General features: G+C 72.3%; 20 protein-coding genes. 10 read left to right on the top strand and 10 right to left on the bottom strand.

Going from position 1 to position 23,237, the window contains the following annotated elements; translation table 11 throughout:
• Positions 1 to 7: 7 nt before the first annotated feature.
• Positions 8 to 853: a DUF4328 domain-containing protein gene (locus tag ACSC1Q_RS14120; protein ID WP_436759143.1), complete on the top strand. Its 846-nt coding sequence runs from the start codon at positions 8 to 10 to the stop codon at positions 851 to 853.
• 141 nt (positions 854 to 994) lie between these two features.
• Here the strand turns inward: ACSC1Q_RS14120 and ACSC1Q_RS14115 are convergent, their stop codons facing one another.
• Both ACSC1Q_RS14115 and ACSC1Q_RS14110 read right to left on the bottom strand, forming a co-directional pair.
• Complete coding sequence (locus ACSC1Q_RS14115) at positions 995 to 1,261, bottom strand: DUF6504 family protein (protein ID WP_436759142.1); 267 nt, start codon at positions 1,259 to 1,261, stop codon at positions 995 to 997.
• 68 nt (positions 1,262 to 1,329) lie between these two features.
• A complete protein-coding gene (locus ACSC1Q_RS14110) occupies positions 1,330 to 2,085 on the bottom strand; it encodes a GntR family transcriptional regulator (protein WP_436759141.1) in 756 nt (251 codons plus the stop codon).
• A gap of 698 nt (positions 2,086 to 2,783) precedes the next feature.
• Between ACSC1Q_RS14110 and ACSC1Q_RS14105 the strand changes: the two genes are divergently transcribed.
• The 7 genes from ACSC1Q_RS14105 to ACSC1Q_RS14075 all read left to right on the top strand — a co-directional run bounded on the left by ACSC1Q_RS14105 (position 2,784) and on the right by ACSC1Q_RS14075 (position 10,401).
• The gene (locus ACSC1Q_RS14105; protein ID WP_436759140.1) at positions 2,784 to 3,824 is read left to right on the top strand and encodes an ABC transporter substrate-binding protein; all 1,041 of its coding nucleotides are present in this window, start codon (positions 2,784 to 2,786) and stop codon (positions 3,822 to 3,824) included.
• Complete coding sequence (locus ACSC1Q_RS14100; protein WP_386161380.1) at positions 3,821 to 4,702, top strand: ABC transporter permease; 882 nt, start codon at positions 3,821 to 3,823, stop codon at positions 4,700 to 4,702. Before ACSC1Q_RS14105 ends, ACSC1Q_RS14100 begins: the two co-directional genes overlap by 4 nt.
• Positions 4,690 to 5,544 carry an ABC transporter permease gene (locus ACSC1Q_RS14095; RefSeq protein ID WP_386161382.1) on the top strand — a complete coding sequence of 285 codons (855 nt, stop codon included), beginning with the start codon at positions 4,690 to 4,692 and terminating at the stop codon, positions 5,542 to 5,544. The genes ACSC1Q_RS14100 and ACSC1Q_RS14095 overlap by 13 nt, the downstream gene beginning before the upstream one ends.
• Positions 5,541 to 6,692, top strand: a complete 1,152-nt coding sequence (locus ACSC1Q_RS14090) for an ABC transporter ATP-binding protein (protein ID WP_436759139.1) — start codon at positions 5,541 to 5,543, stop codon at positions 6,690 to 6,692. Before ACSC1Q_RS14095 ends, ACSC1Q_RS14090 begins: the two co-directional genes overlap by 4 nt.
• Complete coding sequence (locus tag ACSC1Q_RS14085; RefSeq protein WP_436759138.1) at positions 6,682 to 7,464, top strand: HAD family hydrolase; 783 nt, start codon at positions 6,682 to 6,684, stop codon at positions 7,462 to 7,464. Before ACSC1Q_RS14090 ends, ACSC1Q_RS14085 begins: the two co-directional genes overlap by 11 nt.
• Before the next feature lie 37 nt (positions 7,465 to 7,501).
• Positions 7,502 to 9,349 (top strand): serine/threonine-protein kinase, encoded by a 1,848-nt coding sequence (locus ACSC1Q_RS14080; protein ID WP_436759137.1) that lies wholly within the window; start codon positions 7,502 to 7,504, stop codon positions 9,347 to 9,349.
• Positions 9,350 to 9,438: 89 nt separating this feature from the next.
• Positions 9,439 to 10,401 (top strand): quinone oxidoreductase family protein, encoded by a 963-nt coding sequence (locus ACSC1Q_RS14075; RefSeq protein ID WP_436759136.1) that lies wholly within the window; start codon positions 9,439 to 9,441, stop codon positions 10,399 to 10,401.
• Between the two features lie 150 nt (positions 10,402 to 10,551).
• On the opposite strand, the gene ACSC1Q_RS14070 is transcribed toward ACSC1Q_RS14075, so the two are convergent.
• Genes ACSC1Q_RS14070 through ACSC1Q_RS14060 form a run of 3 tightly spaced genes read right to left on the bottom strand, consistent with a single transcriptional unit; the run spans position 10,552 to position 13,419 of the window.
• Complete coding sequence (locus tag ACSC1Q_RS14070; RefSeq protein ID WP_436759135.1) at positions 10,552 to 11,718, bottom strand: PucR family transcriptional regulator; 1,167 nt, start codon at positions 11,716 to 11,718, stop codon at positions 10,552 to 10,554.
• On the bottom strand, positions 11,718 to 12,521 hold the full coding sequence (locus ACSC1Q_RS14065; RefSeq protein ID WP_436759134.1) for a DUF2705 family protein: 804 nt from the start codon (positions 12,519 to 12,521) through the stop codon (positions 11,718 to 11,720). Before ACSC1Q_RS14065 ends, ACSC1Q_RS14070 begins: the two co-directional genes overlap by 1 nt.
• Complete coding sequence (locus tag ACSC1Q_RS14060; protein ID WP_436759133.1) at positions 12,490 to 13,419, bottom strand: ABC transporter ATP-binding protein; 930 nt, start codon at positions 13,417 to 13,419, stop codon at positions 12,490 to 12,492. The genes ACSC1Q_RS14065 and ACSC1Q_RS14060 overlap by 32 nt, the downstream gene beginning before the upstream one ends.
• Positions 13,420 to 13,618: 199 nt before the next feature.
• On the opposite strand from ACSC1Q_RS14060, the gene ACSC1Q_RS14055 reads away from it, so the two are divergent.
• Positions 13,619 to 14,452, top strand: coding sequence for a patatin-like phospholipase family protein (locus ACSC1Q_RS14055; protein ID WP_436759132.1), 834 nt, complete (start codon positions 13,619 to 13,621; stop codon positions 14,450 to 14,452).
• Positions 14,453 to 14,666: 214 nt separating this feature from the next.
• Positions 14,667 to 15,701 carry a 1-acyl-sn-glycerol-3-phosphate acyltransferase gene (locus ACSC1Q_RS14050; protein WP_436759131.1) on the top strand — a complete coding sequence of 345 codons (1,035 nt, stop codon included), beginning with the start codon at positions 14,667 to 14,669 and terminating at the stop codon, positions 15,699 to 15,701.
• 105 nt (positions 15,702 to 15,806) lie between these two features.
• Here the strand turns inward: ACSC1Q_RS14050 and ACSC1Q_RS14045 are convergent, their stop codons facing one another.
• The 5 genes from ACSC1Q_RS14045 to ACSC1Q_RS14025 form a co-directional block, all read right to left on the bottom strand.
• Positions 15,807 to 19,124, bottom strand: coding sequence for an NACHT domain-containing protein (locus tag ACSC1Q_RS14045; protein WP_436759130.1), 3,318 nt, complete (start codon positions 19,122 to 19,124; stop codon positions 15,807 to 15,809).
• A gap of 158 nt (positions 19,125 to 19,282) precedes the next feature.
• Complete coding sequence (locus ACSC1Q_RS14040) at positions 19,283 to 19,501, bottom strand: SHOCT domain-containing protein (RefSeq protein ID WP_436759129.1); 219 nt, start codon at positions 19,499 to 19,501, stop codon at positions 19,283 to 19,285.
• A 225-nt stretch (positions 19,502 to 19,726) separates the two neighbouring features.
• Positions 19,727 to 21,250, bottom strand: coding sequence for a cobyric acid synthase (locus ACSC1Q_RS14035; protein ID WP_436759128.1), 1,524 nt, complete (start codon positions 21,248 to 21,250; stop codon positions 19,727 to 19,729).
• A 224-nt stretch (positions 21,251 to 21,474) separates the two neighbouring features.
• On the bottom strand, positions 21,475 to 22,440 hold the full coding sequence (locus tag ACSC1Q_RS14030) for a cobalamin biosynthesis protein (protein ID WP_436759127.1): 966 nt from the start codon (positions 22,438 to 22,440) through the stop codon (positions 21,475 to 21,477).
• Positions 22,424 to 23,230 carry a phosphotransferase enzyme family protein gene (locus ACSC1Q_RS14025; RefSeq protein WP_436759126.1) on the bottom strand — a complete coding sequence of 269 codons (807 nt, stop codon included), beginning with the start codon at positions 23,228 to 23,230 and terminating at the stop codon, positions 22,424 to 22,426. Before ACSC1Q_RS14025 ends, ACSC1Q_RS14030 begins: the two co-directional genes overlap by 17 nt.
• Positions 23,231 to 23,237 lie beyond the last annotated feature (7 nt).

Below are 23,237 nucleotides of genomic sequence, written 5' to 3'. Positions count from 1 at the left end.
GATTTACATGCGCTCTATCCCATCTCTACAGAAAAGGTCGGCTTCGGCCGTCTATCTCACTCTCACCGCGCTGGTGATCGCGATCGCCGCCCTGGCGGTGTTCGAACAGGCCCGTGGCAGGCGTCTCGTCCTGGAGATATCCAGGCTCGGCGGTGACCCCGACGCCCCCGGCGCCGACGCTGTCTTCGGCGCGGTCACCGTCTTCGCCATCCTGATCATGTTCTTCGCCGCGACGGCGATCGCCGCCGTCGCCGCGTACCTGAACTGGCTGCTCCGTGCCCGGCAGGGCGCCGGCCTGCCCGCGGTGGCACCGGTCCTGGTGAGCTGGTTCGTGCCGGTGGTCAACCTGGTCGCGCCCGCCGTGCTGGCCGACCGGCTGTGGTGGGCCTCGGGCCCGCCGCTGGACCGCCGCCTCCGCTGGACGGCGCTGCTCACCGCCTGGTGGCTGAGCTGGCTGGTCGCGTTCGCGCTGCTGCTGGCCCGGCTGTGGCCGGGGGCCTCCCAGGGAGGCACGAACCTGACCGGTCTCGGGCCGACCGAACTGGCCGCCGTCGCGGTCGCGTCCCTGCTGTGCGCGGCGACCGTACGGCAGATCACCGGCATCCAGGCCGCGGGTGCCAGGCACCGGCGGCAGGCCGACGCGGAGCGCCACCTGCCGCCGCCTCCGGCGGAGGCGGTCCCGCACCTGCTCGTGAGGAACGCCCCTCCCCTCTCGCCCGCCTTCCCCGAGCCCGTCGCACGGGAGACCTCCTCACGGGAGAACCTCTCGTTGGACTCTCTCCCTGTGGAGTCTCCCTCTCCGGAGATGTCCGAACGGGACCGGCCTCAGGAGGTCCACCCCGCCGGGCAGTGAACGAGGGCCGCCCCGCCCGCCGGAAGGCGGGCCGGGGCATCGGCCTCACGTCCTCATCGGCACGCCTCCGCCGGGGAGACACCTCTGGGCGGGGTGTCGGCTCCGCGCCCGCACCGGCGAAAGGCGTGTCCGGGTGGGGCGTCAGTCCCATGCCCTGATCAGCAGCCAGCCCTCGCCCGCGGTGTCGAACCGGAGCTCGTAGGTCCCGGCCCGGTCGCCCGAGGCGGCCTCAATCCGCCAGAACCGGCGCTCGCCGGGATCGCTGTCGGAGATCTTCCACCACTCTCGCGCGACGACCCAGTGGTCGAGGACCCGGCGGACGATGTGGAGGCGGTCGCGCCAGACGAACTGGACGGGCTGCCCGTCGCGGATCCACACCTCGATGGGGTCGCCGTAAAGTCTGCTCAAGACGCCTCTCCCGGGCTTTCGGATGAGCACCCGGGGGAAGGCGGGCCTGGCGTATCGAACATACGTTCTTATGGGGCCGGGCGCAAGTCCCCCAGCTGCCGTACGAGCGGGTTGGCGTCCACCGAGTTGCGGATGCTGAAGGTCACGCTGCCCGCGCGGTGGCGGTCGTCGGACCACTCGACGGGCCGTCCCTCGGGGGTGGTGGTGACCCGGCGCTGGCGCAGCAGCGGGCTGCCCCTGCGCACGGCCAGCAGCCTGGCGTCCTGGACGCCCGCGGCCACCGCGTCGATGAGGTGCTCGCCGTAGGCGAAGACGAGGCCGACGCTGTCGTACAGCGCCTGGGTGACCGACTCGCAGTCGGGTTCGATGCGCTCGACGGCCGGGGCGATCCACCCGGCGTAGACGGTGCGCTCCAGCATCACCGGCTCGCCCTCCAGGGAGCGCAGCCGCAGCACGAAGAGCACGGGGTCACCTGGCTGGAGCGCCAGCCGTACGGCCTCGGTGGTGTCGGCGCCCCTGCGGAGCTGTTGCAGCACCTGCCCGCTGACCCGGTAGCCCATCGCCCGCGCCCACTGGGCGAAACTGTGCAGCTCGGCGAAACTCTGGCTGCGCTCACGACCGAGCACGATGCGCCTCGCCCCCTGCCGGGACCCGACCAGGCCCTCGGTGGCGAGTACGGCGACCGCCTGGCGGATCGTGCCGCGCGAGGCGGCGAAGCGGGTCGCCAGCTCGGCCTCGGAGGGCAGCTGGGCGCCCACGGGGTGCTCGCCTCGCATGATCGCGTCGCGCAGCTCCTCCGCGATGCCCATGTAGCGGGCCGTCATGCCCGCGTCCCGTCCGGCGCGCCCGCGGACGCCTCCATGAAGCCCCGCGCCCTCCGCGGACGCCCCGCGAGAACCCGTACTCCCCCCGGGAGACCCGCGAACGTCCGCGTCTCCGTGAACACCCGCGCCCCCTCCGGACGGCCCACGAGAACCCGCGCGCCCTCCCGACGGTCCGCGAACGTCCACGTCTCCGTGAGCACCCGCGCCCCCTCCGGACGGCTCGCGAACACCCGCGTACCGCCCCGCGCGCCCGCGAACTCCAGGGCACCTCTCCGCACATCCGCGCACACCCGGTGACCGCGCAATCTCGCCTCGCCTCTCAAGCCGCCTGTCTCATCCGGCCCGGCGCGCGTCCGCGGGATCCCTCGCTGCGCGCACCTGGCGGCCGGCTCAGCCCCACCCTAAACAAGCATTAATCGCTCACATAGCCCAGGTTCGCGCATTTCACCGCCGTACTCCGTCCGTTCACCAAACAGCAACTGATTCACGACAGAGGAGGTCTAGCTTGTTTGTACAAGTTCGTCTACTTTCGTGAAATATTGCGCGACACCCCCTTGGGAGACACAGTGATCGCATCCCGAGTTCGCTTTGCAGGCCTGGCGGCCTTCCTCCTGGTCGGCACCGCCGCGTGCGGCGCCGCCCCCGGCACGGAGGCACCGTCGGCAGGCGCCTCAGGCGCCTCAGGCGCCGCGGCCGGAGTGGACGCCAAAACCGCCACCTCCGCGGCCGACTTCGGCGGGCTGGACAAGCTCGTCGAGGCCGCCAAGAAGGAGGGCAAGCTCCACGTCATCGCCCTCCCGCCCGACTGGGCCAACTACGGAAAGATCATCGAGGCCTTCAAGGCCAAGTACGGCATCGAGATCGAGAGCGAGACCCCCGACGCCGCCAGCGCCGACGAGATCAACGCGGTGAAGACCCGCAAGGGCCAGGACCGCGCCCCCGACGTGCTCGACCTCGGCCAGTCCTTCGCGATCAGCGGCGCCGCCGAGGGCCTCTTCGCGCCGTACAAGGTCGAGACCTGGGACAAGATCCCCGAGAACCAGAAGGAGGCGAGTGGCCTCTGGTTCAACGACTACGGCGGCTACGTCTCCATCGGCTGCGACGCCAAGAAGATCGCCAAGTGCCCGGAGACCTACGCCGACCTGCTCAAGCCCGAGTACAAGGGCAAGGTCGCGCTGAACGGCAACCCGACCAAGTCGGGCTCGGCGTTCGCGGGCGTGTACGCGGCGGCCCTCGCCAACGGCGGCTCCTTCGACGACATCCAGCCCGGCCTGGACTTCTTCAAGAAGCTGAAGGACGCCGGGAACTTCAACCCCGTCGAGACCACCCCGGCCACCATCGAGAAGGGCGAGACCCAGATCAGCATCGACTGGGACTACAACAACGCCGCCTATGCCCCCAAGATGGCCGAGAAGGGCCTCGACTGGAAGACCGTCATCCCCAGCGACGGCAAGTACTTCCAGCTCTACGCCCAGGCCATCAACAAGGACGCCCCGCACCCGGCCGCCGCGCGCCTGTGGCAGGAGTTCCTCTACAGCCCCGAGGGCCAGAACCTCTACCTCGGCGGCTTCGCCCGCCCGGTGCTGCTGCCCGCGATGAAGGCCGACGGCACGGTCGACGCCGCCGCCGAGGCCAACCTCCCGCCGGTCGAGGGTGAGCCCACCTTCCCGACGGAGGAGCAGGTCAACAAGGCCAAGGAGGTCCTGGCCGGAGGCTGGGGCGCCGCGGTCTCGGGATGACCGTCCCCGCCGTCACGGCCGCCGCCCCGCGCGGCGGCGGCCGTCCTCGCTCCAAGAACTGGCTGGGAGCCCTGCCGCTGCTGGTCGTGACGGCGGTGGCCTTCGGGATCCCGGCGCTCACGCTGCTGGTCGGCGCGTTCACCGTCAAGGACCCGGCGACCAAGGTGTCCTCCCTCGGCACCGCCAACCTGTCCAGGAGCCTCCAGGGCCCCTACCTGAACGCCCTGCTCAGCAGCGTCCAGCTGTCGGCCGTGGTGGCGGTCGTCGCCGCGGTCGCCGGGACGTTCCTCGCCCAGGCCGTGATCACCTCCCGGTTCACGGCGCTGCGCGAGGCCGTGCTCACCTTCTCCGGCGTGCTGTCCAACTTCGGCGGCGTGCCGCTCGCCTTCATCTGGATCGCCACCCTGGGCAACTCGGGGGTGATCACCACCGCGCTGGGCCTCGGCCCGGGGGTGCTGTACAACTTCTGGGGCCTCGCCCTGGTCTACATGTACTTCTCGGTGCCGCTGATGGTGCTCGTCGTGACCCCGGCGCTGGACGGCCTGCGCCCGCAGTGGCGGGAGGCGGCGCAGAACAACGGCGCCACCACCTGGCAGTTCTGGCGCTACGTCGGCATCCCGGTGCTGACCCCGGCCCTGCTCGGCGGCGTCGTCCTGCTGTTCGGCGGCGCGTTCGCCGCCTACGCCACCGCCTACGCCATGGTGGGCAGCACGGTCCCGCTGGTCACCCTGCAGATCGCCGAGGCCCTCACCGGGGACGTCCTCATCGGGTACGAGAACGTCGCGCTCGCGCTGAGCCTCGACATGATCGTCGTCGCGCTGCTGGTGATGGCGGTCTATCTGCCGCTGCAGAAGAGGAGCTCCCGATGGTTGCGGTAGCCACCCTGCCCGACGTCACCCCGGGTCCCGCGGCCACCGCCCGCCCCGGGCAGCGGCGGGCCTGGCGGGGGATCGTGCTGGTCGTCGCGGCGGTCTACTTCGTCGTGCCGATGGCGGTGTCCTTCTGGTTCACCGTCTACTCGGAGGGCCAGGGCTTCTCGCTCGCCGCCTACGGGCGGATCCTGTCGGCGCCCGGCTTCCTGCCCAGCCTGCTGCTCTCCCTCGCGCTCGCCGCCTGCACCATCGTCGCGGTACTGCTGCTCACCCTCCCGGCGATGCTGGCCGTACGGCTCGGCGCGCCCCGGCTGCGGCCGGTGCTGGAGCTGATCTCCACGCTCCCGCTGGTCGTACCGCCGATCACCTACGTGGTCGGCATCAGCACGGCGCTGCGCGAGGGCGTCGACGCGCTGGCCGCCACCCCGTTCTGGGCGACGCTGATCGCCGTCCAGGACGAGAGGTTCCCGTTCGTCCTCGTGCTCGCGTACGTGATGCTGACGCTGCCGTTCGCCTACCGGTCGCTGGACGCCGGGCTGCGCGCGATCGACGTGCGGACGCTGGTGGAGGCGGCCCGCAACCTGGGCGCCTCGTGGCCGTACGTGCTGTTCCGGGTGATCATCCCCAACATCCGGTCCTCCATCGCGAGCGCCTCGTTCCTCACCCTCGCGCTGGTGCTCGGCGAGTACACCATCGCGGCCCTGCTCGGGTACGAGACGTTCCCGGTCTGGATCGTGACCATCTCCGGGAACGACGGGCAGCTCTCCGTCGCACTGTCGATCATCAGCCTGCTCCTCATCTGGCTGCTGCTGCTCACCCTCTCGGGTGCGGGAAGGAAACGTCGATGACCGTCGAGTTCCGGGGGCTGCGCCGCGCGTTCGGCCGCACGGTGGCCCTGGACGGCCTGGACCTCACCGTCGAACAGGGCGAGCTGATGGCCCTGCTCGGCCCCTCCGGCTGCGGGAAGACCACGGCGCTGCGCTGCGTCGCCGGTTTCGAGCACCCCGACGCCGGAGCGGTGCTCGTGGACGGCAAGGACATCACCCGGGTCCCCGCCAACCGCCGTGACGCGGGCATGGTCTTCCAGTCCTACAGCCTGTTCCCCAACCTGAACGCGAGGGACAACGTGGCCTTCGGGCTGCGGGTGCGCAAGGTGCCGACCGCCAAGCGGCACGCGCGGGCCGACGAGCTGCTGGAGCTGGTCGGCCTGCCGACGCACGCCCAGCGCTACCCGCACGAGCTGTCCGGCGGCCAGCAGCAGCGCGTCGCCCTCGCCAGGGCGCTGGCGCTGGAGCCGCGCGTGCTGCTGCTCGACGAGCCGCTGTCCGCGCTGGACGCCAAGGTCCGCGTCTCGCTGCGCGAGGAGATCCGGCGGCTCCAGCTCGAACTGGGCATCACCACCATCTTCGTCACCCACGACCAGGAGGAGGCCCTGTCGGTCGCCGACAAGGTCGCGGTGCTGCGCGCGGGGCGGCTGGAGCAGTGCGGCCCGCCCGCCGAGGTCTACGACCGGCCCGCCACCCCGTTCGTCGCGGAGTTCGTCGGCGCGATGAACCACGTCCCCGGCCGCCTGTCCGGCCAGGAGGTCACCGTCATGGGCAAGCTCATGCCGGTGGACGGCCCGCTGCCGTCCTCGCCCGACGTCGACGTGCTGGTACGCCCCGAGGCCGTGCTGGTCACGCCCTCCCCCGACGGGAACGCCACGATCGTGGCCTCCTCCTTCCGCGGCTCCACCGCGCGGCTGCGGGTGCGGGTGGGCGAGCTGGAGGTCCTCAGCGACGTGCCGGGACACGACGCGGTACGCCTGGCGCCCGGCACGCGGGTGGACGTCGCCCTCGTGCAGCGGCCCGTGCTCGTCGCGGCGCGCACCACCCCCGCGCCCGCTCTCACCTCCGAGGACCCTGCGGAGTCCCCCTCCGAGCCCCCTTCGGAGTCCTCGAAGTCCTCGAAGTCCTCGAAGGCGGCCGAGCCGGAGGACGTCGCGGGTGTCGGGTGAGCTCGGAGCCGTCCTGTTCGACATGGACGGCACGCTCGTGGACACCGAGGGACTGTGGTGGCAGGCGTGCGTGGAGGTCGCCGCCGAGCTGGACCTGGAGCTGACGGAGGCCGACGCCGGCCGCGTCCTCGGCCGCCTGGTCGAGGACGCGGCCGGCTACCTCGCGCGCCGCGGGCCCGTACCGCGCGGGGCCGGACGGGCCGGGGTGGCGGAACCCGAGGTTGAACGGGCCGAGGTCGTAGAGGCCGAGGTCGCACAAGCCGAAGTAGAACGGATCGAGGTGACACGGGCCGAGGTGGCGGAGGCCGAGGTCGAACGGATCGGGGCGCGGCTCACCGAGGCCTTCGCCGAGCGGGTCTCCGCCGGGGTAACCCCGCTGCCCGGCGCGATCCGGCTGCTGGACGACCTGGGGGCGGAGGGTGTGCCCACGGCGCTGGTCAGCGCCTCGCCGAGGCTCATCGTCGACATGGTGCTGCACACCGTCGGGGCGGAGCGGTTCGCCCTGGTCGTGGCCGCCGAGGACACCGCGCGCGGCAAGCCGCTGCCCGACCCGTACCTGCGGGCGGCCTCCGGGCTGGGCCTCGACCCCGCCGACTGCGTGGCCGTGGAGGACAGTCCCACCGGGCTCGCGGCGGCCCGCGCGGCGGGGTGCCGGGTGGTGTCGGTCTCCGGCGACCCGGTGGCGGAGGACGTGCTGAGCGTGGACAGTCTGGAAAAAGTGGACCTGCCGCTGTTGCGACTGCTGGCGAGCGGCAAGAGATCGATAGGCTGAACCACTCATGTGACGGCAGATGCGGTTAGGTACAAAGGTGAACAACCTCAGTCCCGACGAACCCCTGCAGATAGGCCGATACCGCGTGCTCAGCAGGCTGGGCCGGGGCGGGATGGGCACGGTCTACCTTGGCGAGTCCGCCGACGGGCAGCAGGTCGCCATCAAGGTCATCAATCCGGAGTACAGCCAGCACGAACGGTTCCGGATGCGCTTCCGCAGGGAGGCCGACGCGGCGCAGCGGGTCCGCAGGTTCTGCACGGCCGCGGTCATCGAGGCGGCGCTCGACGACGACCAGCTCTACGTCGTCACCGAGTACGTCACCGGCCCCAACCTTGAGGAGGCCGTCGACGCCGACGGCCCGCTCCGCGGCTCCAGCCTCGACGCGCTCGCCGTCGGGGTGGCGACCGCGCTGACCGCCATCCACGGCGCCGGGGTGGTGCACCGCGACCTCAAGCCTTCCAACGTGCTGCTCTCCCCCGTCGGCCCGCGCGTCATCGACTTCGGCATCGCCCGCGCGCTGGACACCCTCAGCGGGATGACCGGGACCGGCGAGATCCTCGGCACCCCCCGCTACATGGCGCCCGAGGTGCTGCGCGGCGAGCCGGTCTCGGCCGCCTGCGACGTGTTCTCGTGGGGCTGCCTGATGGCCTTCGCGGCGAGCGGGCGGGCGCCGTTCGGCGGCGAGGCGCTGCCCGCGGTGCTGTACCAGGTGCTCAACACCGAGCCCTCCCTGGAGGGCATGGAGCCCGCGCTGCGCGAGCTGGTCACCTCCGCGCTGACCAAGGACCCCCGGAACCGGCCCACCTCGCAGCAGCTCCTCGACCACCTGGTGGGCCGCTCCGCCGTTCCCGAGCAGGCCGCCCACTCGGTCCAGGCCTCCTGGCAGGCACCTCAGGCACCCCAGGGACCGCCCGTCGGCGCCCCCTGGACCGGCCCCGCGGGGGCGCCCTCCCCCGGACGGGACCACGGCGCCGATTCCGGGTGGAGCCACACCGCGCCGTCCGCACGAGGCGGTCACACGATCTCCGGCGCCTCGCAGGCGGGGCCGGGCCACGACGGTCCCGGCCACACCCTCCCCGAGCGGCCGCGGGGCGACACCGGGTTCTTCCCCGGGGGCGGGACGGCCGGGCGGCGGAAACTGCTCGTCGGGGTGTCCGTGGCGGCCCTGATGGTGGTGGCCGGAGGGCTCGGCCTGCGCCTCGCGCTCGCTCCCCCCGGCCCGCCGGAGAACCTCGCCCTGCTCTACCAGGACGACTTCACCCAGAGCGGCACCGGCTGGAGCGGTGGCACCTACAGCCCGATGACCGGCACGTACGGCTACGCCCCCGAGGGCTACTACGCCGTCGACGTCAGCGGATACTCCCCCGTGAGGCGGGAGCAGGCACCGATCCCGTTCGTGTCCGCTCCCCCGGCCACCCCCGACCCCTCGGCGAGCCCCACCCCGATCACCCCGAGCCGGATCCTGCTCGGCTCCGACATCAGGATCCGCTCCGGCACCGCCGGGATGGGCGAGTACGGGCTGTTCTGCCGGGGCGAGGACGACAACAAGGCGACCCGGTACGAGTTCCTGCTCGACACCACGGGCAACGCCCGCATCCGCAAGACCGTCAAGAGCGCCGGGGGCGAGCTCACCAAGCCCGTCAAGGTCGACCTGCCCAAGGGCGAGGTCATCCGGCTCGCGGCCGAGTGCACCGGCGCCGAGGGGGGCGTGCGGCTCACCATGTGGGTCAACGACGAGCAGGCGCAGTCGTTCCTCGACACCAACCCGCTGCCCAACGGGCTGGTCGGCGTGATCGCCCGGGTGGGCGAGAACAGCAGCGCCGTCCTCAGGATCGCGTTCGACAACTTCACCCTGCACGGCCCCGCCACCACCAAGCAGCCCTGACCGGCCCGACCTGATCGCCGCGACGGTGAGTGATCCGCGCGGCGTTGGGGACCATCAAGACATTTGACCGACCGAAGGAGTTCAGCACGATGCGCGCCATAGTCGTCTCCGCCACCGGCGGGCCCGAGGTTCTCGCCTACACCGACGATCACCCGGACCCGGAGCCGAATCCCGGCGAGGTCCTGGTCGACGTCGCCGCCGCCGGGGTGAACTTCATCGACGTCTACCACCGGATCGGCCGCTACCAGCTCTCCCTGCCCTTCGTCCCCGGGGAGGAGGGGGCCGGCACCGTCGCCGCTGTCGGCGAGGACGTCCGTGACGTCGCCGTCGGCGACACCGTGGCCTGGTCGAGCGTGCCGGGCAGCTACGCCTCCAGGACCGCGGTGCCCGCCTCCAAGCTGCTCGCCGTGCCCGAGGGGGTCACCGCCGAGGTCGCGGCGGCCGTCACCCTGCAGGGGCTGACCGCGCACTACCTGACGCACTCCACGTACGAGGTGAAGGAGGGCGACGACGTCCTGGTGCACGCCGCCGCCGGGGGGATGGGCCTGCTGCTCACCCAGATCGCCAAGCTGCGCGGCGCCCGGGTGATCGGCACGGTCTCCACCGAGGAGAAGGAGATCCTGGCCCGCCAGGCGGGCGCCGACGAGGTGTTCCGCTACCAGGGCTTCGCCGACGCGGTACGCGACCTGACCGGCTCCGGCGTGCACGTCGTCTACGACGGCGTGGGCGCGGCCACCTTCGACGAGAGCGTCGCCTCGCTGCGACCGCGCGGCATGATGGCGCTGTACGGCCAGGCCAGCGGCCCGGTCCCGCCGCTCGACCCGCAGATCCTCGCCAAGAACGGCTCCCTCTTCCTCACCCGCCCGACCCTGGGCTCCTACATCGCCACCCGCGACGAGCTCACCTGGCGCGCCTCCGACCTCTACGGCTGGGTGGCCTCCGGCCAACTTCGGGTGCACGTCTCCGAGCGCTACCCGCTCGCCGAGGCCGCCCGCGCCCACGAGGACCTCGAAGCCCGCCGTACGACCGGCAAGCTGCTCCTGATCCCCTGACGAGGCGGCGGCCGTACGACGGACGGGCGGACCGGGCCGGTCGGCGCGACGGGTGGGCCGGTCCGCCCGGCGCGACGCGGGCGCGTCCGCTCGACACGGCGGGTGAGCGAGCCGGGCCGGTCGGCACAGCGGGCAGGCGAGCCGGGCCGGTCAGCGCAGCGGGTGGGCGGGCCAGTCCAGGAGGCGGGCGCCCAGGACCGCCGTCTCCAGGGTGAAACGCTGGGTGGCGTCGTCCGGCGAGAACCCGGTGAGGCGGCGGATCCGCTCCAGCCGGTAGGTCACCGCCCGGGTGCTGACGCCGAGCCTGCGCGCGGCGGCGGTCTGGTTGCCCTGGGAGGCGAAGACGGCCTCCAGCGTGGCGAGCAGCGGCTCGGGACCGCCGCGCGCCTCAAGCAGCGGGCTGAGCACGCTCGTCACCAGGTCCTCGATGGCCGCCCGGTCCCGCAGCAGCACCGGGAACACCAGCAGGTCCGCGGCCTTGAGCACGGGGGCGCGCAGTCCCAGCCGGTCACCGAGCTCGATGGCGTTGGCGCCCTCCCGGTAGGAGGTGACGACCCCGCCCGGGCCCCGGTGCGCCCGGCCGAGCCCGACCCGCCAGCCGGGCGCGAACGCCTGGCGCACGTGGTGGGTGAACTCGCCGTTCGCGACGGTGAGGCTGCCCGGCGCGACGCACACGAGCATCCCGTCGCGGACCGCGACCAGCACGTTGTGCGAGCCGAACCGGGCGACCAGCGCGTCCTCGATCCGCCGGGCCGTCCCCGCCGCCTCCCCCGCGAGCTCTCCGCCGCCTCCGGGCGCGACGGCCGTGGCGGCCGTGGCGGCCGTGGCGGCTCCAGCGCCCTCGACAGCGCCCTCGACAGCTCCAGCGGCTGCGACGGCCCCGGCGGCCACAGCGGTCGTGGCGGTCGTGGCGGTCGTGGCGGCTCCGGCGGGGCGCGCGACGGCGACCACGTACGTCTCGGCCAGCCGGAGCCCGAAGTGCTCGGCCCGCTCGGCGAGCCTGTCGGCGCGTCCCTGGAGCAGGTCGTCGACGAACTCCCTGCGCGCCGCCTCCTCCTGGCGCAGCGCCGACCGCTGGGCGTTCTCGTACCCCTCCATCAGGGCGGAGACCGTACGGCGCAGGGCCGGGAGCGGGGTGGGGGTCACCGACTCGGCCATGGCCAGCGCGGCCTCGACCAGGGCCCGCACGGACGCGCCCCGCTCGGCGGCGAGCGCTCCGGCGGCGCGGCAGTCGTCGAGCTCGGCCCGGCCGGGCGGCCTGCCGGTGGCGGCCGCCTCCCGTAACACCCGGAGATGGCCGCCGAGCAGCTCGTCCATCAGACTCCCACGTCACGCCTGTCGAAGGCCGGCATCGCGATCAGGACCAGCGCGACGGTCGCCCCGGCCAGCACGAGATAGTCCCACGCCGGGAATCCCAGCTGGAGCGGCCGTCCGTCGAGGTAGTAGTGGAACGGCGAGATCCAGCGCAGCCAGGACACCCCGTCCACGTCCTTTCCCATGGTCTCGACCACGTACCCGGCCACGGCGACCACCCCGACCACCGCCAGGGCGACCCCCCGGCGTCCCGTCGCGGCGCCGACCGTGAGGGAGAGCGTGCCGAAGAAGAGGGCGAGCAGGAAGACGCCGACGTGACCGGCGAGGATCCTGTCGGCGGGGACGCCCATGTCGACGGCCGTCGCCAGGCCCAGCACGACGACGAAGGTGACCGCCGCCACGCCGAGCAGCGCGAGGGCGAGGGCGGCGAAGCGCTCCAGGACCAGCCGCCCGCGGTCGATCGGGAGGGTGAGGACGAGCTCCAGCGTGCCCGACTCCTCCGGCCCGGCGATCGCCCGGTTGCCGATCACCGCGGCGCACATGATGAACAGCAGCGGCCCGAACAGCTGGTAGACCAGCGCCTGCAGGAAGCCGGAGCCGCTGGTGAAGCCGCCCTCCAGGCCGCCCATGAGGTCGCGCATGGCCCCGGGGAACTTGGCCAGCGCCACGTCCCCGTAGAGTTCGGGGTTGCCCCTGACGTTCGGGTAGTAGGCCAGGTAGAGCGCGAAGAACGCGCTGATCCCGACGGTCCAGCCGAGCAGCGGCCTGCGGTAGTCACGCAGGCTCTTCGACACCAGCGTGGGCATCGCGCGCCTCCCCTTCCTGGTTCTGGCTGTAGTAGGTCAGGAAGATCTCTTCCAGGTCGGGCTCGGCGCTGACCATGTGCACCACGGTGAACCGCGCCGCCGCCTTGACCAGCGCGTCCGGGCGGCCGTCGATGGTGCAGCGCAGCCCGGCCCCCTCCACCCGCAGGTCACGCACCCCGGGCAGGTTCTCGAACGCCTCGCGCGGCACCGGGGCGTCGAAGTGGAACTCCACCCGGCGCACCGCCTTCTCCCTGAGCGCGGAGATGTCCTCCACCGCGACGAGCCTGCCGCCGCGCACGATGCCGACCCGGTCGGAGACGTCCTCGACCTCGGCCAGCACGTGGGAGGACATCAGCACGGTACGGCCCGAGGCGCGGACCTCGCGGACCATCGCGAGGAACTCCTGCTGCACCAGCGGGTCCAGGCCGCTGGTCGGCTCGTCGAGGATCAGGAACTCCGGTTCGTGCATGAATGCCTGGATGAGCCCGACCTTCTGCCTGTTGCCCTTGGAGAGCTTGCCCATGGGCACCGACAGGTCGGCCTCCAGCCGTTCGGCCAGCCCCTCGATGCGCCCCTTGGGCACGCCGTCGCGCACCGCGCCGAGGAAGGCGAGGAACTCCCCGGCCCTCTCCCTGCCCTCCAGGGCCAGTTCTCCCGGCAGGTAACCGATCCGGCTCCGCACCTCCGCCTGCCGGGGATCCCTGCCGAGGACCGTCATCCGGCCCCTGGTCGGGCGGATGACGTCCAGGAGCAGCCTGATCGTCGTCGTCTTTCCCGCGCCGTTCGGGCCGAGATACCCGAACACCTCCCCGGGCCGGATCTCCAGGTCGAGATCCTCAAGCCCGCGGCGCGCGCCGTAGAACTTGGTGAGCCCCTCGGTCTCCACTACCGCTGTCATGCCTCAGATCGTGCCCTCCCGGCGCCGCCGGGGGCATTGCCGGACCCGGACAGCTGACCGCCCCTTCGTTGCGCGGATCCGGAACCCGCCCGGTCCTGCCTCGCCCGATCGCGGGACCATGGCCGCCCGGCGATGTGTTCGCACCCCGGAGGAGTCCGCTCCGCCGTGCCGCGCTCGACAGCGGGGCTAGGGTGAGCCCATGAGCCTGGACACTGCCTTCGTACTCGGTGGCGGGGGCGTTCTCGGCGCCCACGAGGTGGGCATGCTGCGGGCGCTCGACGAGGCGGGGATCAAGCCCGATGTGATCATCGGCACGTCCGTGGGCGCGCTGAACGGCGTCGTGCTCGCCGCCGCCCCCGGTGACGCGGTCGCGCGCCTGACCACGCTGTGGGCCTCGGACATCGTCCGCACGGCGTTCGCGGGATCCTGGGTGACCCGGCTGTCCACCCTCGCCAAAAGCGGCACCCACCTGCACTCCTCAGGGCCGCTGCGCGACCTGCTGGCCCGGACGCTGCCGGTCTCCCGCATCGAGGACCTCTCCGTGCCGTTCCAGTGCGTGGCCGCCTCCGTCGAGCGCGCCGCCGCGCACTGGTTCACCGAGGGCCCCCTGGTCGACGCGGTCCTCGCCTCCTGCGCCGTCCCCGGGCTGCTGCCGCCCGTCCGTATCGGCGACGGCCACTACCTCGACGGCGGGCTGGTGCACAGCATCCCGGTCGGCCGGGCCGTCGCGCTCGGCGCCCGGCGGGTCTACGTGCTGCACGTGGGCAGGATCGAGCGTCCCCTGGTGGTGCCCCGGCGCCCGTGGGAGGTCGGCATGACCGCCTTCGAGATCGCCAGGCGGCACCGCTTCACCGAGGAGATGGCCACCCTGCCGGACGACATCGAGGTCCATGTCATGCCGGCCGGGGCCGAATCCCGTCCAGGAATAGATCTGTCTCAGCTGCGTTACCGGGATTTATCGCATATATCTGAATACATCGACCGCGCATACCGGGCCTCGTCCGACTACCTGGCCCGGCGATCGTCCCCCTGAGCCGCCCTCACCCGCACCGATGTGAAGCACACCGCGTCGTACGTCCACACCGGGGTATTCCACTCCATATTAGGGATATGTCCGGACCATCGCCCCCGGAGTCACACCGGCCCCACCCGCGCACCACAACCGCACACACACGCGCACGACCGCAGCACACTCCGCATCCCGTACGCGCACCACAACCGCACATCCACACAGGCAGGAGTCGCTCGTGCTGCCTCCTCGCATCATCCGCCGCCTGGTCCTGGCCCCGCTCGTCATCGTGCTCACCGTCGTCGCGGTGCTCACGCTCCCGATCTGGCTGCTGGTGGTGACCGCGGCCTCGCTGCGCCTGCCGCCCCCGCAGCGGCGCGGCACCCGGCTGGTCTGGTTCGCGCTGGCGTGGCTGACGCTGGAGTCGATGGCGCTGTGCGCCTGCCTGTGGCTGTGGGTGACGAACGGCCTGGGCGGCCGGCTCAACCGCGACGAGTACCAGGAGCGGCACTACGAGCTGATCCAGTGGTTCCTGTCCAAGATCTACGAGGCCGCGGTGCGGATCTTCCGCCTGAGCGTCGAGGTCGACGAGCCACCGCCGACCTCCGACGAGATCTCCCGGCGCCTCACCCGTCCCGTCATCGTCCTGTCCCGCCACGCGGGCCCCGGCGACTCGTTCCTGCTCGTCCACCACCTCCTCGTCCGGTACGGCAGGCGCCCGAGGATCGTGATGAAGGCGGCCCTGCAGTTCGACCCCTCGCTGGACGTGGTGATCAACCGCCTCCCCAACGCCTTCGTCCCCCGCAAGGCCGCCGAGAGCGGCATTCTCGGCGAGATCCGCCGCCTGTCCTCCGACATGGACGCCGACGACGCCCTGGTGATCTTCCCCGAGGGCGGCAACTTCACCCCGAAGCGCCGCTGGCGGGCCATCCTGCGGCTGGAGCAGAAGGGCCTGTCCGAGGAGGCCGCGCGAGCCCGCAGGCTGGAGCACCTGATGGCTCCCCGCCCCAACGGGGCCATCGCCGCCATCGAGGCCTGTCCCGAGGCGGACGTGGTCTTCGTCGCGCACACCGGCCTCGACGACCTGGTCACCTTCGGGGACATCTGGACCCGCCTCCCGCTCAGCGCCCAGATCAAGGCCAAGTGGTGGCGGGTCCAGGCCGCCGACGTGCCGCGCGACCGCGAGGACCAGATCCGCTGGCTCTTCGACCAGTGGGAGGAGATCGACACCTGGATCTCCGAGAACCAGCCGGCCCCCGCCCCCGCGGCCTGAGCCGGGAACCGGCCGCTCACACTCCCGCGGCCCGAACCGGAAACTTGGGCCGGTTGAGCCGGAAGCTTGAGCCGGGAACCGGCCGCCTCCCGCGCCCACGGCCGGCTACAGGCGCCGGATCCTTGCGGTCGGGTCGAGCAGGTCCGCGTTGCGGACTTCCTGCCCGTCGTCGAGCTCGATGACCAGACGCGGCTTCCCCGCGAGGGGCGCGACATCGATCACACCGGGCAACTCGGCCAGATTGACCTGCTCCAGTCTCTCCAACGGCCCGAGAGGCGAAAGGTCGCGGACGTCGCAGCCCCTGATGGTGACCTCCCGGAGTTCCCCCAGCCCGGAGAGCGGTGTGAGGTCGGAGAGGTTGACGCACTCGGAGAGCGCCACCTCCTCAAGGGCGAGCGACGCGAGCGGGCTGATGTCGTCCAGCCAGGAGGCGTGCTGGAGCCCGATCCGCCTGACGCCTGGGCAGTTGCCGACGAGCCCGCCGAGCCCGTCGAGGGCCGGATGGGTGAGGTGCAGTTTCACCAGGCCGGGAAGCCTCCCGAAGACGGAGGGGTCGGAAAGGCCGTGGCAGTCGTAAAGGAACAGCATCCTCAGCCCGGTCAGCAGGGTCAGCGGGGTGAAGTCGGTGACCTCGTCAAGACGGTCGAGACTGAGCACCTCGACCATGTGGAAACGGTCGACGAACTCGATGCCGGGCACCGGATCGTGGTGCAACACGGAGGCGTACAGCAGCGCGGGCGGCATGGGAGGCCACGGGGAGGCGACGGGATCCTCCCTGAACCGCACCCACAGTCTCCTCAGGTCCGGATGACGCTCCAGCACGTCCAGCGATCCCGGCCCCGGCAGCCGGAAGACGCCCAGGCTGCGCAGCGGGCGGACGTCCCTGAGAAAACCGAGGTCCTCGCCGTCGAAGCCGATCCGCAGGTCCTCCAGGCCGCGCAGGTGGCGGAGATGGGGGAAGACCCGTGGATTGCTCACGCTCGCGAATCCGCCGTACGGCCCGTTCCAAAGGGGAGCGTCGGCCAGCACCCGCCGGGCGTACTCCCCGGGATCGAAGTAGTCCCACGCCGTGACCAGCTCGTGCTGCACGTCGAAACGGGAGTCGCCGATGTATCCGGAGAGCCGCTCCAGCGCCTCCGCGCCGTTGATCAGCCAGCAGGTCCGCACCGTCGCCATCGCCCGTGACGGGGAGAGGCCGGTGAGGTCGTCCGGGAGGCGCCGGAGCACCTCCTCTCCCGCCAAGGCGAGAGCCGCGGCCTCGCCCGCGTTCCGAGGGGGGATCACCGCCGCGAAGCACTCCTCGATGTCCTCGGCGAGGCCCCGTGGCAGTTCCTGGATCGTCTCCAGGCAGCCGACCACGAGCAGCCGCAACCGCCGGGCGTGTTTGCCCCCCTCGGCGACGCGGGCGAGCAGTCCTCTCAGCAGTTCCTCGCGCAGCGGCGCGTTGGCGTGCCCGGCGGCCATCACCACGGTCTCGCGCCACTGGTCGAGGTGGGCCCGCTCGATCAGCGGCTCCACGTCGGCGTCGTCGGCCGCCTGCTTGGCCGCCAGATACTCCTGCACCGTACGGTGCACGAAGTCGATCCGCCCGGAGACCGGCTCCCTGATGACACCGCTGCGCTGGAGAAGGTGGTCCAGCAGGGCCTCGGCGGTGCACCCCACCCGGGGCATGGTCCGGATCTTCTCCTCGACCCGCCTCAGCGCCGTCGCCCTGGACAGCTCGGACCGGCCCCACACCCCGAGCTGCCAGGCCAGGTCCTGCAGGACCCGGACCTTCTGCTCCGGCTCCAGGACGACCTCCGAGACGACCCCCCGCTCGGCGTCCCTGCGCTGGAGCAGGAGTTCCAGCGCCGCCGCGTACAGTCCCATCCGGTTGCGGGGCAGCTGCTTGTCCCGGTCCAGGTTCAGGGCGCACAGCATCGCCGCGAGCAGCGGCGTCGAGGCGAGCGTCCGCAGGTACGGGCTGCTCTCGAACCTGGCCAGCAGCGCGCCCTCGTACTCGTCGAGCTTCTCGTCCGCGAACGGCAGGTTCCCGGAACCCCGCATGGCGGTGTGCCACTGCCGTACGAGTTCCCGCAGGTGGACCGGGGTCATCGGCTCCATCGTCACCGACGAGAAGCCCTCCCCCTCCAGCCACCTGGCGTCGGCCGCCGCCGGGCGGGAGGTCACGACGACCCGGATCTCCGGGTAGGCCGCGAGGAGACCGTCCAGCCACTGCCTGACGGCCGGGCGGTGCCTCGGGCTCAGCTCGTCCACGCCGTCCACCATCAGCAGGGCCCGCCCCGAACCGAGGACCCGGTGCGCCCAGCCCTCGGGCATCAGCCCGGCGACCGGCCTCGCGACGTCGGCGAGGAAGTCCTCGGGGGCGGGCAGTCTCCCCTCGCCGTGGCTGCGGAGCTTGATCACGAACGGGACGGAGCCGTTCCACCCGGCCAGGTCCCCGGTGAGGCCGCCCCGGGCCGCCGTCACCGCGAGCCAGCGCAGCAGCGTGCTCTTGCCGGAACCCGCGCCTCCCCTGAGCAGGACGCGACGGAAGCGCCCGAGCGCGCTCTCCACCCGTGACGTGACGGGCTCGCGGTGGGCCACCGCCCCGGTCAGCTCGGCGAAACGGACGCGCGGGAGCGCCTCACCCCGGTCGAGGTCGTCGGGATACGCGTTGAGGCTGATGTAGGCGACGCTCAGCGTGGCGCGGGGGCGGTAGCTCTCCACCCGGACGCCGAACAGCTCGACCTCGTCGAGGGTCGTGCTGACGTGCCCGAGATAGCGGCGCAGGAACTCGTCGTCGTCCCAGGTTCCCGAGGGCGCGTCGAGGGAACGGGCCGGGAGGCGGGCGAGCACCGAGGAGACCTGCTGGCCGAGGGTGGCGAGACGGTCCTCGACGGACGAGACGCGGCTCTCCACGGAGGAGACCCGGCCGAGAAGCTCGGTTCCCGCGCGGGGCAGATACTGCGGGAGCTGCTGGACGATCCGCACCAGGCAGTCGAGGCACTCGTCCAGCAGGACGTCGAAGAGGCGTGCCCCGGCCTCGCCGAGCTGCGGGGCCGGATCGGGCAGGCCGGACCGGACGGCCCTGGCGAGCTTGATCGGGTCCATGTCCGCGGCCAGGAGCGCCCGGTCGGAGAGGTCGGCGGCCTGGACGGCCGTCACCACCTCGTGCAGGACAGCCGCCCGGTCGTTCTCGGCGAGCCCGCCGTACTCACGCTCGACGAGCACCGTGAGCCGTCTCTCCACCCCGTCGGCTATCGCCTCCAGCTGCCGTTCGAGGCTGCGCCGCAGGAACCGGTCGGGAAACCCGCTCTGGATGAGGGTGGTGAGGTCGGCGCCCCGCTCGGCCCTCGCCGTCCGGGCGGCGAGCCCCTCACGCATGGCGCGTTCCACCACTGCCTTTCCCGCGGCGGCGGCGACGGCTTCGAGTCCGGGCATCCTGCTCCTCGGCGCATTGCGGAGTTTCCGTTCAAGGATTACCGAGGATCACCGAAAAGAAAGCGATATGCCGACAAATCCGCTTCTCGGGAGCTTTAAAGCCTCTCCCAGGAGCTGAGGCCCGGGAGCACCGGGGGGTCATGGACGGCCGGCGGGATCTACCACTCCTGGGAGAGGCCCGACATGCGGCGGAGGTATTCGTCCTCGTCGATCTCACCGGCCGCGTAGCGGCGCTTGAGGATCTCGCGGGGGTTGTCGGCGACGGCCGCGCGAGCCTCGGACGCCCGTGCCGCGGAGGAGCGGACGAACAGGATCACGCCGAGGACCACCACCGCGACCACCGCGATGACGAAGAGCAGCATCAAGATGCGGGTCATGGTCGGCCTCCCATACCCCCATGAGATCTGGCGGGGGAATACCGAGTTTACCCGGCGGAAGGAACCTTCCTTTTCCCCAACTGGATGATTTATCCGTCTTCGCTCTTCGAAGGAAGGCGAGGAGAGGGGAACCGGTTCCACCGGCAGAGCGCGACGGTCAGACCGGCGGAGGAAACAGGAGAGAACAGGCGGGAACCTCGGCTCGACGACGAAAGACATACCGATTCAACCCGCCGTGGTGACACCGGCCGAGAAGTCAGGAGCCTCGCGCGAGGACCCGCCGGGCGGCAACACCGGCAACCCTCGCGGAGCCCCGCCCTCCAGCAGCCGGAGCAGGGCATCGGTGTCGACGTTCCGCTCGATCAGGTCACCGAGCGCGTCCAGCCGCTCCTCCCTCAGGGCGGCGAACGACACGTCCGGCGCCGGGGTGAAGTCGCGCCCGGAGACGGCGGCCACCTCGGCGAGGAAGGCCCGGCGGAAACCGTCGTTCTCCAGGGCGCCGTGCCAGGTGGTCCCCCACACCGAACCGTCCCGGCGGCCGTCCAGGAAGGGCTCGCCGCCGTCGGCCGTCACCACGCCGTGGTGGATCTCGTACGCGGAGACCGGGTGTCCGTACGCGGCGCCCGCTGGCCGGCCCAGCGTCTTCTCAGCGGCGAACTCCACCGACGCGGGCAGCAGCCCCAGCCCCTCGACCAGGCCCGCCCCCGACTCGACGTCGTCGCGGATGGTCCTGGCGAGCATCTGGTAGCCGCCGCAGATGCCCAGCACCGCCCGGCCGGGCAGGGCCGCGGCCAGTCCGGTGGAACGGAGCCACCCCAGGTCGGAGACCGTGGCCCGGGAACCGGGCAGCACCACCAGGTCGGCGTCCTCCAGCTCACCGGGGGAGGTCACGAAGCGGACCGCCACCCCGGGCTCAGAGGCCAGCGCGTCCACGTCCGTGAAGTTGGAGATGCGCGGCAGCCGCACCACCGCCACCCGCAGGGTCTGCCTGCCGTACGGGGCGCGCGCTCCGATCGCGGGCCGGTTGTCCAGGGCCAGGGAGTCCTCGACGTCCAGCCAGAGGCCGTCCAGCCAGGGCAGCACCCCGTACACCTCGCGGCCGGTCAGCTCCCTGATCATGTCCAGTCCCGGTTCGAGGATCTCGGGCGCCCCCCGGAACTTGTTGATCACGAACCCGGCGATCAGCGCCTGGTCGGCGGGCTCCAGCAGCGCCACCGTCCCGTACAGCGCGGCGAAGACCCCGCCCCTGTCGATGTCGCCGACCACGACGACCGGCAGGTTCGCGGCACGTGCCAGCCCCATGTTCGCGATGTCCCCCCGGCGCAGGTTGATCTCCGCCGGACTGCCCGCCCCCTCGCAGACCACCACGTCGTACGCGCTCCGCAGCCGCTCCAGCGCGTCCACCGCGACCTGGCGGAGCCGCTCCTTGACGTCCCAGTACTCCATCGCGTCGACCTCGGCCAGCGGCCTGCCCATCACCACGACCTGGCTACGCCGGTCGCTGCCCGGCTTGAGCAGGATCGGGTTCATGTCCGCGCTGGGCTCCAGCCCGCACGCGGCGGCCTGCATCGCCTGGGCCCGGCCGATCTCGGCGCCGTCGGCGGTGACGAAGGAGTTGAGCGACATGTTCTGCGCCTTGTACGGCGCGACCCTCACCCCCTGCCGGGCCAGCCAGCGGCAGATCCCGGCGGTGACGACGCTCTTGCCCGCGTCGGAGGTCGTCCCCGCGACCAGCAGCGCCCCCTTCACGCGTTCGCCCCGTCCAGAGGACCGGCGACCCCGGCCCGACCCACAGCACCGGAACGACGGGGGACATCAGGGCAAATCAGAATCACGGGCACTTCTCCGGGGGAATCAACCATCATGGCGACCAGCATGCCGCCCCGGCGTCCGCACCGCCCACCCGGACTCCCGGAGGGCCCCCGGCGCCCCCGTCCGGGCCCTTCGGTCCTCCCCCGGCTCCCCGGGACCACCTATCGGCGCCGCAGGACGGCGAGGACCGCCAGGGCCGCGGCCCCGAGTCCCACCGCCCGCGCCAGCCGTACCGACCTGCGGATGTCCGCGACCGAGGGCTCGGGCCCGTCGCCCATCTCCGGCCGGTGCTCCACGCGGGTGCCGTACACGTTGACCCCTCCCAGCGTGAGGTCCAGCGCGCCCGCGAAGGCGGCCTCGCAGCGGCCCGCGTTGGGGCTGGGGTGGCGGTGGCCGTCCCTGCGCAGCACCGCCGCCGCCCGCCTCGGCGAACCCCCCACCAGCGGCGCGCCGAGGGCGGCGAGCAGCCCGGTGATCCGGGCCGGGACGAAGTTGGCGACGTCGTCGAGGCGGGCCGCCGCCCACCCGAAGCGCTCGTAGCGCGCGTTCCGGTGGCCGACCATCGCGTCCAGCGTGTTGATGGCCCGGTACGCGAGCAGGCCGGGCACCCCGGCCACCGCCCCCCAGAACAGCGGCGCCACCACCGCGTCCGAGGTGTTCTCCGCGATCGACTCGACGGTGGCCCTGGCGAGCCCGGACTCCCCCAGCCCGGACGGGTCGCGCCCGCACAGGTGCGACAGCCGTCCCCGCGCCCCCGCCAGATCGCCGTCCTCCAGGAGTCCGGCCATCGCCGCGCCCTCGCGGCCCAGCGTCGTACCGCCGACGACCGCCCACGTCGCCGCCGCGCTCAGCGCGGCCCGCGCCACCGGGTTGCGCGCCCGGGAGGCGACGTGGCCGAGCAGCGTTACCGGGACGACACACAGGACCACGTGCAGAACGCCCCTGGCCCGGCCGTCTCCGTACACCCGCCGCTCCACCCCGGCCGCGGCGGTACCGAACAGCGCGACCGGGTGCCCGCGCCGGGGGTCGGCGAGCACGGCGTCGATCGCGACCCCGGCGAGCATCCCCACCCCCTCGGCCATCCCCGGCCTCCTCCTGGTCTTCGACTGCCTAAACGAGATGCTCATGGAGCTCATCCTGGTGGGTCTCCAGCCACACGCAGGCCCGCCGGATGCGCTCCCCCGCCCCACCGGCCCACATCCGGGCCCATCCGCCGCCCTCGCCCTGCGCCTCGGCCTTGACCCGCATCGCGTGGTACGAGCGGTCGAAGCGGAGCCGGGCGAGATCCAGCAGGTGACGGCGGTCACGGGACGTCAGGCCGTACGCGTCGCAGAACAGCCGGAGCCGGGGACCGACGTCGAGACGGCGTTGGAGCGGCTCCAGATCGACGGGATCGGCGATCGGCGCCCAGTGGCGCAGCGTGGTCACCACGTCGAACAGCCGGGTCGTCGGCCGGGCCATGTCGAAGTCGATCAGCGCGGCGGGAAGCCCGTCGCGGAAGATCACGTTGTCGAGGTTGACGTCGCAGTGCCCGATCAGCTCCGGTGCCGCGTCGTCGTTGGACCCGGCCTCCCAGACGGCCCCCCGCGACGGGACGAACCCCTCCGCCGCGTCGTGGAACCCGCGCAACAGCCGCGCCAGCGCGGCCAGGGACTCCCCGGTGAGCGCGTACGAGGGCAACGGCCTGGCCGCGGACTCCCCCTCGACGTAGCTCAGGATCTCCCTGCCCCGCTCGTCCACCCCGAGCGCCCGGGGAGCACCCTCGAACCCGGAGCGCTCCAGGTGACGCAGGAGCGCGTGCACCGACCCCGTGGAAGCCCTGCTGGGCCGCCGGACGGTGTCCCCGACCCGCACCACCCCGTCGGTGACATCACCGCCCAGAAGGGGGATCTCCTCTTGGACCGTGGTGACGAACATGGCATAC

The sequence above is a fragment of the Streptosporangium heterodermiicola genome (assembly GCF_051390675.1).
Taxonomy (GTDB): domain Bacteria; phylum Actinomycetota; class Actinomycetes; order Streptosporangiales; family Streptosporangiaceae; genus Streptosporangium.
This window is presented reverse-complemented; position numbering and strand designations above follow the sequence as displayed.